The organism is Parachryseolinea silvisoli (assembly GCF_021190955.1).
Taxonomy (GTDB): Bacteria; Bacteroidota; Bacteroidia; order Cytophagales; family Cyclobacteriaceae; genus Ohtaekwangia; species Ohtaekwangia silvisoli.
The window spans coordinates 1,059,261-1,072,563 of the sequence record NZ_JAIOAO010000002.1; the positions used below are offsets into that span (position 1 = coordinate 1,059,261).

The 13,303-nt window shown below is 45.0% G+C and carries 13 protein-coding genes; 6 read left to right on the forward strand and 7 right to left on the reverse strand.

Annotated elements, in window-relative coordinates; translation table 11 throughout:
* Positions 1-36 precede the first annotated feature (36 nt).
* Positions 37-525 carry a hypothetical protein gene (locus tag K7P01_RS14310; RefSeq protein ID WP_267294097.1) on the reverse strand — a complete coding sequence of 163 codons (489 nt, stop codon included), beginning with the start codon at positions 523-525 and terminating at the stop codon, positions 37-39.
* Between the two features lie 245 nt (positions 526-770).
* Between K7P01_RS14310 and K7P01_RS14315 the strand changes: the two genes are divergently transcribed.
* Together K7P01_RS14315 and K7P01_RS14320 are read left to right on the forward strand one after the other, a co-directional pair.
* Positions 771-1,187 carry a BLUF domain-containing protein gene (locus K7P01_RS14315; RefSeq protein WP_267294099.1) on the forward strand — a complete coding sequence of 139 codons (417 nt, stop codon included), beginning with the start codon at positions 771-773 and terminating at the stop codon, positions 1,185-1,187.
* A 189-nt stretch (positions 1,188-1,376) separates the two neighbouring features.
* Positions 1,377-2,078: a VIT1/CCC1 transporter family protein gene (locus tag K7P01_RS14320; RefSeq protein ID WP_267294101.1), complete on the forward strand. Its 702-nt coding sequence runs from the start codon at positions 1,377-1,379 to the stop codon at positions 2,076-2,078.
* A gap of 76 nt (positions 2,079-2,154) precedes the next feature.
* Here the strand turns inward: K7P01_RS14320 and K7P01_RS14325 are convergent, their stop codons facing one another.
* The 4 genes from K7P01_RS14325 to K7P01_RS14340 all read right to left on the reverse strand — a co-directional run bounded on the left by K7P01_RS14325 (position 2,155) and on the right by K7P01_RS14340 (position 5,635).
* Entirely contained in the window at positions 2,155-3,225 is a 1,071-nt protein-coding gene (locus K7P01_RS14325) for a serine hydrolase domain-containing protein (protein ID WP_267294102.1), read from the reverse strand.
* 88 nt (positions 3,226-3,313) lie between these two features.
* Positions 3,314-3,715, reverse strand: coding sequence for a hypothetical protein (locus K7P01_RS14330; RefSeq protein WP_267294104.1), 402 nt, complete (start codon positions 3,713-3,715; stop codon positions 3,314-3,316).
* A 127-nt stretch (positions 3,716-3,842) separates the two neighbouring features.
* Positions 3,843-4,616 carry a LytR/AlgR family response regulator transcription factor gene (locus K7P01_RS14335; RefSeq protein ID WP_267294106.1) on the reverse strand — a complete coding sequence of 258 codons (774 nt, stop codon included), beginning with the start codon at positions 4,614-4,616 and terminating at the stop codon, positions 3,843-3,845.
* Positions 4,613-5,635, reverse strand: coding sequence for a sensor histidine kinase (locus tag K7P01_RS14340; RefSeq protein ID WP_267294108.1), 1,023 nt, complete (start codon positions 5,633-5,635; stop codon positions 4,613-4,615). The genes K7P01_RS14335 and K7P01_RS14340 overlap by 4 nt, the downstream gene beginning before the upstream one ends.
* A 386-nt stretch (positions 5,636-6,021) precedes the next feature.
* Between K7P01_RS14340 and K7P01_RS14345 the strand changes: the two genes are divergently transcribed.
* Entirely contained in the window at positions 6,022-6,939 is a 918-nt protein-coding gene (locus K7P01_RS14345) for an extracellular catalytic domain type 1 short-chain-length polyhydroxyalkanoate depolymerase (RefSeq protein ID WP_267294110.1), read from the forward strand.
* 98 nt (positions 6,940-7,037) lie between these two features.
* Here K7P01_RS14345 and K7P01_RS14350 read toward each other — a convergent pair whose 3' ends face one another.
* Positions 7,038-7,910: a helix-turn-helix domain-containing protein gene (locus tag K7P01_RS14350; RefSeq protein WP_267294112.1), complete on the reverse strand. Its 873-nt coding sequence runs from the start codon at positions 7,908-7,910 to the stop codon at positions 7,038-7,040.
* Positions 7,911-8,021: 111 nt separating this feature from the next.
* Here K7P01_RS14350 and K7P01_RS14355 point away from each other — a divergent pair, with 111 nt between their 5' ends.
* Both K7P01_RS14355 and K7P01_RS14360 read left to right on the forward strand, forming a co-directional pair.
* Positions 8,022-9,038: a zinc-binding alcohol dehydrogenase family protein gene (locus K7P01_RS14355; RefSeq protein WP_267295342.1), complete on the forward strand. Its 1,017-nt coding sequence runs from the start codon at positions 8,022-8,024 to the stop codon at positions 9,036-9,038.
* Positions 9,039-9,138: 100 nt separating this feature from the next.
* Positions 9,139-11,223, forward strand: a complete 2,085-nt coding sequence (locus K7P01_RS14360) for an alpha-L-fucosidase (RefSeq protein ID WP_267294114.1) — start codon at positions 9,139-9,141, stop codon at positions 11,221-11,223.
* Between the two features lie 167 nt (positions 11,224-11,390).
* Here the strand turns inward: K7P01_RS14360 and K7P01_RS14365 are convergent, their stop codons facing one another.
* Complete coding sequence (locus K7P01_RS14365) at positions 11,391-12,560, reverse strand: alpha/beta hydrolase-fold protein (RefSeq protein ID WP_267294116.1); 1,170 nt, start codon at positions 12,558-12,560, stop codon at positions 11,391-11,393.
* A gap of 205 nt (positions 12,561-12,765) precedes the next feature.
* Here K7P01_RS14365 and K7P01_RS14370 point away from each other — a divergent pair, with 205 nt between their 5' ends.
* On the forward strand, positions 12,766-13,203 hold the full coding sequence (locus K7P01_RS14370; protein ID WP_267294118.1) for a class I SAM-dependent methyltransferase: 438 nt from the start codon (positions 12,766-12,768) through the stop codon (positions 13,201-13,203).
* The last annotated feature ends 100 nt before the right edge of the window (positions 13,204-13,303 follow it).

A 13,303-nucleotide genomic window follows, 5' to 3' on the forward strand; every position in this document is an offset into this window, starting at 1 on the left:
CCCGGCGTGATTTTAAAAAATGATAAAAATCATTCGTTACTTAACTTTTAGATCTACTTCGGCTGTGAGCTCTTTTTCAGGTTTTATCTTATCCCATACCCGTATTTTTACATGATATGTTTCACCGGAGACCATGGGTTGCGCAACGGTAACAATGCTGCGCAGGGACGAAGCATCGGCAGGGGAATAGCCTTCCTTTCCTTCAGAAAACAAATCGGCTTCGCTGATCACGGCCACGCCAGCCTGATCCGTCACCGTCATCGCCATCCCCGGGAAAGCCTTTTCATTCTTCAATTCATAGTTGGAAAGGCCTTGTACCAGGATGGTAACCTGCGAATTCAGCACCACCTCGTTGCTGCTCATGGCCGCGTTGTCGGGACCGACAAGGACTACACGTTCGGCTCTGAATCCCCTATAGGAATAGGATAAACCCGTAACGAAGTCTGTGTTTGTGCCAGCGCTAAAATTACAAGCACTGCATAGTGATGCTACGACTACAAATAGTGCGTAAGGGCTCTTTTTCATTTAGGTTTAAAGTTTTGAAGAGGGCAAAAAAAAGGAAAGCACATCCACCGCGCAATGCCCTATTTGGGTAGTAAACCGCTGTACCGTGGCCGGATAGTACCCGATGCATACGTCCTAATTGTAGCTAATTCGATCCGTTTCCACGATTTACTTATCATTTGCGTTGTTTCAGGTGAGTAGTTAAACAAAACGCTCGCTCAATTGTTTAACTCGCATAAAAGCGTTCTAAATCAAGGAAATCATTTATGCTATCACAACTTGTCTATGTCAGCAATCGGAAAGCGAATTGTACAGCCGAAGAAATTGAAAAAATTCTTGCGTCCTGTAAGCAAAATAACCCTTCGCTAAACATTACCGGGGTTCTGCTTTATTCCGAGGCTAAGTTTATTCAACTGGTGGAAGGAGAAGCCAAAGTTATTATGAGCTTATATGACAAAATCAAAAAAGATCCACGTCATTCGAATGTCATGATGATTTCGTACAATCCCATCAAGGAAAAGTCTTTTCCCAGCTGGCACATGGGTACGCGCGATATCTCGAAGACTGATGTTCAGTTCAAAACCGATATTTCGACTGAGGACAAGAAGGTATTTACTGAAATATTAGGAGGTAAGGAAGAAAACGGACAGAAAGTATTAAACCTATTGAAGCGATTTTTCTAGCGAAGCATTGTGAGCGGAGGGCATACCATCTCCGCTTCTATGAAGGATTTGTTTAGACGGGGCCGGGTTATCACATCAACCTAATGGACATTATGATATATCTTTCTGCTTCCTCTTCCATTGTTTTGGCATTCTGTTCCGTAATTTCGCAATAGCGGGGACGGTCTCATGCACACCCCTGATAACGCTATGCTAACCATCGATAACTACCTGGACAGCCATTTCATACATCGGAGTAACTGGCTGCGTGCCGCGGTGCTCGGGGCCAATGACGGAATCATCTCTGTTGCCAGCCTGGCCATCGGCGTGGCTACGGCCAGCAGCACCCGGGAACCGATCTTGCTGGCAACCGTCGCGGGACTGGTAGCAGGTGCCCTGTCGATGGCTGCGGGTGAGTATGTATCTGTTAGCTCACAGACCGACATAGAGGAAGCCGACATTAAACGAGAGGCCGAAGAACTTCACGCAATGCCCGAGGAAGAACTGCAAATCCTCGCGGAGATTTATGAACGGAGAGGTTTGAAGAAAGAAACGGCGTTGCTGGTGGCGCAGGAGTTGACCGCTAAAGATGCCCTGGCTGCTCACATCAGAGATGAGTTGGGAATCAATGAAATCAGCAAGGCTAACCCGATTCAAGCTGCTTTCGCTTCCGGAGCGGCCTTTACCGCCGGAGGAGTCTTGCCGTTGATCGTAACGCTCGTTGCTTCTGTGAGTAGCATGGAGTATTTTCTTTACGGATTTACCATTATATCGCTGGTTATCCTCGGGATTGTATCCGCTAAAACGGGTGGTTCCAGTATCGGCAAAGCGATTCTGAGAATAGTCGTTTGGGGTACCCTTGCAATGGGATTGTCGGCCCTGGTCGGTTATCTGTTTAATGTGAATGTGTAATGGTGCGCGCGCTCGAGGACTGCAATCGCTGGCTTTTGAAACACTACCATTGCGTTCGCGATACCCAACCAGCTGTTTAATCTATTACGGCATTTATTTTTTGCCAGAGGGCATCATCAAATCCGGAAAGCGCAAAATTCGGGTTTGATGGATCGGATGCATCTCCCATTCGTACCACCACCATATTCTTGCTTGGAATCACATAAATCCTTTGATCTTCTGCGCCCATAGCGGCATACATATCACTCGGTGCGCTTGGAACTAAGTGCCCCTGGTAGACAGTTTGACCACCTGGTACCCTATAGCTTGTCTTTCCATTTAACCACCATAGATATCCATACGCTGGATTTATGCTTTGGGATGTGCTGATACTTTCGTTAAAAAATGCTTCGTCTATTATTTGCTCGTCTGCCCATTTCCCTTTGTTCAGGGCAAGGAGTCCAAACCTCGCCATACTACGAGTGTTGCTATGATAAATCTTATAGATAACACCATTATTCCAAAAGCCGTCCATTGCTATTTTGCTCTCTAATTTCGCGTTGAAATAGGATTCGAACTCCTGGTTACTTACCTCGGCCACCACATCCATCAATTTTTGAAAAACATTGTGATAAGACCATCTCAGACCGGCATCTTCCAGATATGTTAAGTTCGCTTTAATTACCAAATCATTTTCATCATTTATCCCCGAAGTCATGGTTAGCAAATGCCTTGAGGTTATTAAGTTTTCTTTTGCTATGGATTCACTAGTCCACCCTGTACCTAAATATTGAGATACTTTGTTATTAATATTTACGAGTCCCTCCTGTTGGGCTATTCCGGTTGTGGTAGCTACCAATGTTTTGCCAGCGCTATTCCAAGGCCAGGAAGAGGTTGATGTATGGCCGTTAAAATACTCTTCCAGAACAATCCTGCCGTTCACGAGAATCATGAACGATTTTGAGTTCTTTTCAATAAGATAATCCTTTAAAGGCTGGACCGCACTTTCATTCCAGCCCAAACTGGAAAGTGATTTTGTTTCCCAATCAGCGGCCGTGTCTGAAGGATAATACATTGCTTCATCAGGGGCGGGTTGTGGCTCCTCATCGTTGCCACAACCCGAAAAAAGCAATGCAGATGCTAAAAGGAGGTTCAAATACTTCATCATAGGTGTATTAGACTTCCAATTTCTCGAAAAGTTTAATCAACGCAATGACTTTTTTCGATGTTTCTGATCGCTTTTTCGGTCACGGGGGCTAGCCCTTCCTTTTCTCCTTTGCCCTTGCCTTCAGTTTTTCTTTCATTGCCTCTTTATTCCTGGTGTATAGCTCGTATTGGGTAGGTTCGAGCACTTTTTTTAATGCGCTATCCTTTTCGTCAGCCACGCTCTTTAATTTTTTCAGGCGTTTAAATTTTCCGGTTTCGCCCTCGTAGGCAGCTTGCATTTTTTTTGAATAGGCCAGGTTAATTTCGCTCACCAGGGGCAGCTGCATCCCGGTAAGCGAAAGGTTCTCCTTCATGTATTCAGTCTGCATTTGAGCCCTTTCCTCGGGAGACGTTTGCGTCATAAATTCGTCGAGCTTTTCCTGCGCAAAGGATGCGCTGCAAACTGCTAACAGACTAAAAAGTAGTACGGTAACGAACGTTATCTTTTTCATTCTTTGTGTGTTTTGTTTTGTACAAAAGAAAGCGATGGTGATGGACCATACGTAATAAGATAAGTGAAGCTGAAATATGGGTGGGTGAAGCCGCTGTGTACCTGGGCAAAATTTTGTGGACGTCTTCCTAGATCACAGTACCTTTTTTGATCCAGTCCTTAAATACCGGAACCCTGATTTTACTGATCAATACTTCTTCTTTGGACTCCGGCATGAGTCGGAGCAAAAGCCTGCCGTTGAAGTATAATTCCGCTTCTTTAATGGCCAGGCGGTTGACAATGTATTGACGGTTGGCGCGGAAAAATTGCTCCTCGTTTAGCTGGAGGCTAAGCTCCTCCACGGTCTGCTCCATAAGATAAACTTGATTTGTGGAGGTGCAGCCGTGAACCAGTCCATTGTTGATATAGAAATAGGCGAAGTCCTTTTCTGCTATCGGAATTAGTTTGTTTTTATGATGGATAAGAAAACTCGAAAAGGACTGGCGGGATCCCATTGTGCGCATGATTTTATCAATGATATTTCGATCTATAGGGGTGCTGACCGACTTCCGGTACTTAGAGAGGCTAAATGTAAGAGCATCACTTGTAATGGGTTTCAGCAAGTAGTCAATGCTGTTCACCTTGAAAGCTTCGATGGCATACGAGTCGAAAGCGGTAGTAAAGATGATGGGGAAATCAACGTCGGCTTGCTTGAAAATTTCGAACGACACCCCATCCTCCAGTTGGATGTCAAAAAATGCCAGGTCCGGCGCGGGGTTCGTGGAAAGCCATGACACGGTTTGTTCGATCCCCGGCAGAATCTCCACAATGGTAATATCAGGGGCAATCTCGCCCAGCAACAGTCGAAGGTTCGTCGCTGCACCCGTTTCGTCCTCCACAATTATAGCATGAATGGTATTCACAGCAAGGGAAGTTTAATTTCAAAGGTATGTTCGTCTTTGGTGATGGTTATCTGATTTCCGCCGATAAGCTGGTATCGCTTGGAGAGATTTGCCAGCCCAATTCCATGGCCGGCCATGCGCTGTTTAGGCCTGCAATTATTTCGAATTACAATAGCATTGTCAGATGAAACGATCTCCAGGATCAGCGGATTTTTAATCGACACGACGTTGTGCGTAAGCGCATTTTCAACAGTGATCTGCATGGCAAATTGTGGAATATGTTTTACCAGGTCTGCGTCGACCAGGTTGATCGTAACCTGAAAGCCTTGGTCAAATCGTTGCTTCATCATAAAGATGTACGACTCCAGGAAGTGCAATTCGTCGCGCACCGTGACCATCTTATATTCGCGTTTGTCCAGAATATAGCGAAACGTTTCCGCCAGGTGGTCTACAAATGTCAGGGCGTCTTTGCTGTTCGAACGAATGAGCCCGCTTAGCGAGGTGAGACAGTTGAATAGAAAATGAGGGTCAATTTGGGCACGCAACGCTGCCAGCTCTGTTTCTGTGTTTTGGTTTTGCAGGGTAAGTATTTCGATGCGGTCTTTTTCGGATTTGTGGACAAGCTCGAGCACATAAGTAATCAGCATGACCATTAGGCCGATGCCTGCATTTCGGTATACATAGAAAATTAGAAAGCCACGCCAGGCATTAATATTCAGCACACGTTGAGAGATAATCACTAGCGCTGCGCAGGTTACGAACAGGATCACACCGTTGTAAAAGAGATTGAGCAGGCGGTGAACAGCGCGGCTTTTGGTCGCGCGAAGGGGATGCTTCCAGAAGAAATTGTATTGAAAAAACAGGACGCTGGTGGCAAACACGGAAAGGAAGAGATATGTAACCCGTGTCGCCACCACTGCGCCATCAGAAAAGATTCCATCCGAAGCACGTGATTGCTCATGAAGGGCTATCCACGGCAGCGTATAAAAGATCGCTAGCGCAAGGGAGAAACTTAAAATTACCTTGTATTTGCTACTCATTTGGCCCTCAAAGTTCACATTTTTTTTCTATCCATACGTCATTTCAAGGGTGCTGTGGGTCTGTTCACAGCCTGTTTCAGCCACTTTACGATCAATCGATATTTCCAATTGAGATCGTCAGGACAGTAATGATGGGCTTCTAGCAGCGGTAGATAGGGTAGTCGTTCAATCGGTTCAAGTCAGGCGTCGGAGAGGTCATGCTTCATTTGAGATGCTTCGCTAATAAAGTTGAGATTTCCTGTCGGGCGCTGCTTAATCTTGTCCAGCGAATACGGATTGCCGGGCACGACTGCTGTGCCGGAAAGTGGTTCTGCCCTTCCGGTGGGCAACGGTCCGGACGGCCGTATTTAAATTTTTAAAAACCGTAGAATCATATGACATCTTCTATGAGAAGTTTCCTTTTATTGTTTTTCTTCTTCCCGTTTTCAAATTGTGACAGCAGCGATCCTGCCGTGGCGAATGAATATCGCTTCCATGCAACGCTAACGGTAGGGGGCATAACCAGAACGTACTTATTGGTGCTACCCTCCACTTACTACGGTAGCGACACGACGACGTTTCCATTGGTAGTAGGCATGCATGGGACCGGGGGTAGCGCCAGCCAGTTTGACCGCGATTACGGCGTTACAGAAAAGGCGAACAGCACGCATTTCATCGTCGCGTACCCCGAAGGCGTACAACGCGAGGGGAGGTTTAACGTGCGCACCTGGAACGCGGGCACGTGCTGTGACTACGCCATGGAAAACAACATTGACGATGTGGGTTTTATCCGTGCCCTGATCGATTTAATGATTTCAGACTACCGGGCCAATGCCAGGCGCGTGTATATAACAGGAATGTCTAACGGCGGCATGCTGGCCTACCGCCTGGCGTGCGAAATGCCCGAGAAAATTGCCGCCATGGCAGCTGTAAGTTGTTCCATGATGGTGGACGAACCGTGCGATCCATCGCGAAGCGTACCCATATTGCACATGCACTCAAAGCTCGACACGAAAATTCCCAGCGACGGGGGCATTGGTATTGGTGGTTACCATTACCCTCCAATTGATTCTGTTTTAGATGTATGGTCTCGGTTAAACGAGTGTGAATCGTTGCCACAGGTGGAGGTAGATAATGCGGCCTATAAACTTACAAAATGGTCTACGTGCGATTCAAATGTTACTATCCAATACTACCTTACGCAAGATGGAGGACATTCATGGCCAGGTGGGCTGAAACCACAACCACGGGCCGACGAACCCTCAACGGCCATTGATGCTACGGACCTTATGTGGACGTTCTTTGAACAGTACCAACTGCCGTAACTATTTAATCGTTGCACGTCGAGCATGGGCAACCTGATTTGCCGACAGGCTGGTTTCACTGCCCGGTTCAGGCATTCATGTTGTCATTCTATTTCATTTTATAATCCATTTTGTTTCTTGTACTCACCGGGAGTGAGGCTGGTGACCTTTTTAAAAATTTTTGAAAAATGAGATAAAGTTTCAAACCCTACCTTCTCGGCAATGTCCAGATAAGACAAATCTGTCGTAGCGATTAAATACTGGGCGCGTTCGATTCGTTTCTCGTGCACGTAGCTTAAAGGCCTTTGCCCTGCGTGTTTTAAGAATAGTCTTGAGAAATAATCCTGATGCAAGTTTGCTCTTTCGGCCAGGTAATGGACGGTTAGATTTTCCTTTAAGTTTACTTGAATATGTCGCATGGTTTCTAAGATCCTTGATGGTATAGGGTCTGGGGTCTTGCTTTTAAAGCTACGTGAATCTAAAAACCGGGACATTAATTGAAGTACTATGCCCTGCGTTTCAAAGTAAGTAGCATCACTCACTGTTTTGTTGAGTTCCTGATAGTGTTTGTAATAAACCTGTTTCTCATAGTCCTTCGGATTGTCTGAACGGTTTATGCCCCGTCCAGGGTTGATTTCGTGTAGGCGCTTGAAGTTTGCAATGTCTATGTTGCACGCTGGGACTTTGATCACTTTTCTGGTATTCTCAAACAGTGAAATGCCTTCTGCAGATTCTTCGAAAAAGTGAAGAAAATACTGGCTTACATACGCCTTGCAAAACAGGTGGCACAGGGTAAAGCTCGGGACAATATATAAATAGCCTTGTTCAAGCTTTATTTTATCCTGTTTACTGGTGATAAACCCTTCTCCGTCATCGATATAGTATATTCTAAAATATGGACTGATGACATTGGCGTAGTTCCACTTTTTAGTCAGCTTAACATAGTCAACGTGTAAAAGTGAGAAATTATAACCCACTAAATTCTTTACCATGCGATCCCTTTAAAGTTGGAAAAAGTCGGATTTAAGCAAAATAATGTCTTTTTGGTGTTAACGGCAAGCTTGATGTTGATCCTAAATTGCCGGGATATCACCGGAAAGAGAATGAGAACATTAGTTTGCACGAAACCCGGCGAGTTCAACTACGCAACTGCGGAACGGCCGCAACTAGATACAGGCCATGCCATCATCAAGATCAGGAGAATTGGAATTTGCGGAACCGATTTACATGCCTTTGAAGGAACACAGCCATTTTTTGAATATCCGCGCATTTTGGGTCATGAGCTTTCGGGTGAATTGATTGCCGTGGATGATGCTCCCGATTTTGAGATTGGTGAAGCCGTCACGTTTGTTCCCTATTTCTCTTGCGGCAGGTGTATTGCGTGTCGCAATGGGAAAGAAAATGCTTGCGTCAACATAAGGGTGTGTGGCGTTCATCAGCATGGTGGCATGGCGGAGTATTATTCCGTACCATCTTATTCCTTAATTCATGGTAATGGCCTAAGCCTGGACGTCCTGGCCCTGGTTGAACCTTTTGCGATCGGCGCACATGCCGTGCGAAGGGCTGGAATAACAAAAGATGAGTTTGTTTTAGTGGTCGGCGCCGGGCCTATTGGATTGGGCATTATGGAGCTTGTGCGTGTAGCGGGAGGGAAAGTGATTGCGCTCGATACTAATACTGACCGGTTAAGTTTCTGTAAAAACAGGCTGGGCGTTCAGCATTGCATTAACGCCATGGAGGGTGATGTTACAGCGCAATTAAATTCAATCACGAATGGTGATATGCCAACCGTTGTTATGGATGCAACGGGAAATTTAAAGGCCATCAATAATGCGTTTCAGTACATGTCACATGGAGCGAGGTATATTTTGATCGGCCTGCAGAGGGGTGAGATTTATTTCAGCCACCCCGAGTTTCATAAAAGAGAAGCGACACTGATGAGTAGCCGGAATGCAACAAGAGCTGATTTTGAGTTTGTGATTTCATTGATTAAACGAAAAGAAATAGATCCAACGACCTTTATCACACATCGTGTTCGTTTTGACCAAGTCAAGGATGAATTCAAGGGATGGCTGGATCCAGCCAGCGGCGTCATAAAAGCGATGGTCGAGTTGAATTGATAAATTTATCCGGCTGACGCAATCAGATTAAAATCTTATTCCGGACGACTGAAAGACGAAGACGTCTTGATTCGTGTTAAGTAAATCCATTAATTTCCGTATGAAAGAATCAAAGGATGTAATCGAATATTTTTTTTATGTAGTCGTCTTTTTTCTGTGTGTCAGCTGTAGCAAAACCCATGCCCCGGCACCTCTTTGCCCGGTTCCATCAGAGGACCAAATGCGGTGGCAGGAAATGGAATATTACGCTTTCGTACACTTCTCTTTGAATACGTATACGAATCAATCCTGGGGATATGGCAGTGAAGATGTAAACCTGTTTAATCCCGAAAAGCTCGATTGTCGTCAGTGGGCGCGAATTTGCAAAGAGGCAGGGATGAAAGGGATAATCCTGACGGCAAAGCATCACTCTGGTTTTTGTCTTTGGCCATCCGAATACACGGAATATTCAGTGAAGCATGCGCCCTGGAAAAATGGAAAGGGAGATGTAGTTCGTGAAATGAGCGAGGCCTGTAAAGAATACGGTTTGAAGTTGGGAATCTACGTGTCGCCGTGGGATCGGAATCACCCTGACTACGGCAAACCCGAATATATCACCTATTTTAGAAACCAGATTAAGGAATTACTGACTAATTACGGCCCCATTTTCGAGATCTGGTTTGATGGGGCCAACGGAGGAACCGGGTATTATGGGGGTGCCGATGAAAACCGAAAGATAGACCGTACCACGTATTATGACTGGAAGAATACGTACAAGATGATTCGCGAATTGCAGCCCGATATCGTGATATGGAATGACGGAGGCGACAGGGGTGATCTTCGTTGGGTCGGAACTGAAGCTGGCCTGGTAGGCGAAACAAACTGGAGTTTGTTGAATGGCACTGGAGAAGTGGAATGGGCCATGTTGCATTATGGTTTGGAATCGGGTGATTCATGGGTTCCTGCTGAAGTAAATACTTCCATCCGGCCGGAGTGGTTCTACCATCCTGATGAAGACAGTAAGGTGAAAACTGTGCCTCAGTTAATGGAAACGTATTATAACTCCATTGGCCGCAATGGTACATTACTTCTCAACTTTCCGATCATGCCCAATGGTCTGATTCATGAAAATGACGAAAAAGCAGTATTGGAGTTTGCAGCTACGGTGAAAGCTTCGTTTGCTAAAAACCTTGCGGAAAATCGGAAGGTAAGTGCTTCGAATGTGCGCGGTAATGCAAAACAATTTAGAGCAGAGTATGTAGTGGATAGCAATAAAGATACGTATTGGACATCTGATGATAGCGTGACAACACCCTCACTGACGATAGATTTTGAAAAGCCAACCTTGTTCAACCGTTTCCTGGTCCAGGAATATATCCGCTCGGGACAGCGGGTGAAGTCTTTTATTGTGGAAGCGTTTATCGATGGGGCCTGGAATGAGGTAGCCAGGGGGACGACCATCGGATACAAACGCATCCTTCGTTTTCCGGGGGTAGAAACAACAAAGGTGCGTTTCAGTATTACCGGTGCGAAAGGTAGTCCTGTAATTTCCAATATCGGAATTTACAATGCGCCGGTGTTTTTGAATGCTCCCAGTATTATGAGAAATAAATCCGGTGAAATAACGATCAAGACAAATGACATCGGGCCTTATTTCTATTACACGTTGGATGGCAATGAACCTACGCAGCAATCGAAAAAGTATGAAGGCCCTGTTCCGACAGAGGGAAAAGTGAATGTAAAAGCAATTGCTTACGATCCTGCTACAGACAAGAGCAGCCCGGTGGCGATTGAAAGATTTGATATTTGCCGAAAGGATTGGAAGATCGTTGAAGCAGAAGATGAAAAAGTATATGCCATACTAGATGGAGATGTCTCCACCACCTGGAGTCAACGTAAGGAGAAATTGCCCGTGGATCTTGTGATTGATTTTGGAAGTGAGAAGAATTTAAATGGTTTCAAGTATCACCCCGATCCGGGCATGTGGAATCCTGGGATTACCCAGTACGAGCTTTACGTCTCGGGTGATGGCAAAAAGTGGAAACTGGCAGATCATGGAGAATTCGCGAATATCAAAAACAACCGTGTTTGGCAAATCAAGAAGTTCTCTGCTACAAAGGCTCGTTTCATTAATTTGCGCGCATTAAAAAACACCGAGGGCAACAATACGATAGGGTACGCTGAAATTGACGTGGTTACGGATTAAATATGATGCTGAAATAGATGAGTACGGTATATAGAAGAATATTCCAAATGATTGAATTTTTTAATTTATAGGTTCAATTTTTAATTAGTAAGTACTACAGAATGCGGGAAGTACGAATGCTTTTTATGTGTTAAAGTGCATTATAGCGCACTTTGGAATGTGCTCAATCACTTTATTTTTTCTTTTAACTCTGCTGAGCCGGGATCGAGCGTAGCGGCTTTCTGGTAATTACTCAGCGCTTTTTTCTTGTCTCCTTTTTTATCATAAACATCTCCTAGCGTGAGAAACGTTTTAGAAGAGGTGGGGTATACAGTCGTAAGCATTTCCAAAAGGCTGATGGCATTATCAAGGTAATCAGGTTTGCTCGCCAGCCACAATGCCCAATCGTAGATATTCTTCTCGTTTGGCAAAATGGTATATCCGTACAATTCCGTCAGCTTGGTATAATGCTTTAAGATCCATTCACCACTCACATCTTTTTCGCTTATCGGTGGGAGAGCCCAGGTTTTAAAGATAAATCGCAATGCATCGGCGTAAGCAAACAGGGGTTCGGACATGTGACTCTCCTCCGGATAGTAAACATATTTATAACGCAAGCCGGATAAAGATCGTGTGTTTATTAATGAATCAAATGTTAAAAGGTTTGAATGAAATGCGGATTTATCGGAAGCCCCTTCATTGCCATCGCTGTAAAAAAGAATTTTATTGAGCGCAGTGCCTTTCTTTAATTTTTGATCAGTAAGTTTCAATAAATTACCTCGGTCCCACCAAAAGGAAGGGCTTACGGCAACATATGCATTAAATAATGTTGGCCGCGTCAGTAGACAATTAACCACGGTGATCCCGCCAAAGGAATGCCCTGCAAATATTTTGAATGGCTGTGTTTTATAATGAGAATTAACATAGGGCATCAATTCATTTTGTATGAACTGAAAAAACTTTTCGTTACCTCCGCTTGGTTTCAGCCACGACGTAGCACTCGTATCTGTTTTTCCAAAATAGTCGAGGATGGAATGCGTTGGCGTAAGGTCACGGACACGGTTTGTATTCACAATTCCCACAACGATCATTTCCGGCATGACATTAACATCCCAGCGACTCAAGTAAATACATTGCTGTGAAACGAGATCGAAATGACTTTCGCCATCCAGCAGATACAATACCGGATATGCCGCAGCCGGATTTTTTGGGTTCGGTTTTGGATATTGAATGTAAATAGAACGATTCTCTTCAAGAATTTTGGACTCAAGCGTAATGCGATCAATGCTGACCTGGTCGTTACCTTGCGCGTGGAGGTAGGCTGGAAAGAGCAGGGAAATAAAAAGGATATGCTTCATGGTAACTAAAAATAACGAATTTTCCGGCACTGCCGCCGACACAAGTTCTGGTACATATTTCTGGCCCTGTCTTACACGCCGTGTGTAGTTCGGGTAAACAATACCAGGGCCGGGGTGCAGGTGCTCAAATGAGCGTAAGTACGAGCCGGAATGTGGCGGGTTGCGGATTTTGTAATAATTTGCATGTCTTAAATTTTACCCGACCATGGCTGAGCGTATTTCCAAAAGACTCATGGAGATTGTTGATGCACTGCCTTTGAAAGAGGGAATGCGTGTCCTGGAAATCGGCTGCGGACCAGGCGCAGCGGCACGGGAAATTTGCAGGAGGACAAAGCGCAGCTATGTTCTGGCAATAGATCGTTCGGAGAAGGCGATTCGGCAAGCGATGGATGGATCAACGAGCGAATTAGAATCGGGGCGGATATACTTCCGTCACGTTGCTGTTGAAGATTTTGAATTAGACGCGAGGGACAAACGTTTTGATCTCGCTTTTGCCGTGCGAGTAGGTGCGCTGGATGGACGACGTCCGGAACTTGAGAAACAAGCGTTGGGAAAAATCGCGAAAGCACTTAAAAGCAATGGCAGATTTTTTATCGATGGCGGTGATCCGTTACAGGAAATATCACTGGACGACTTCCGATAATGCTCCGGGAAAAAAGTGCCATTCAAAGGGAAAAGCATCCATGGATGGCCCTGTTAATTTACCCCACCTTTACATCATCAAATTATTCATAACAATTTAA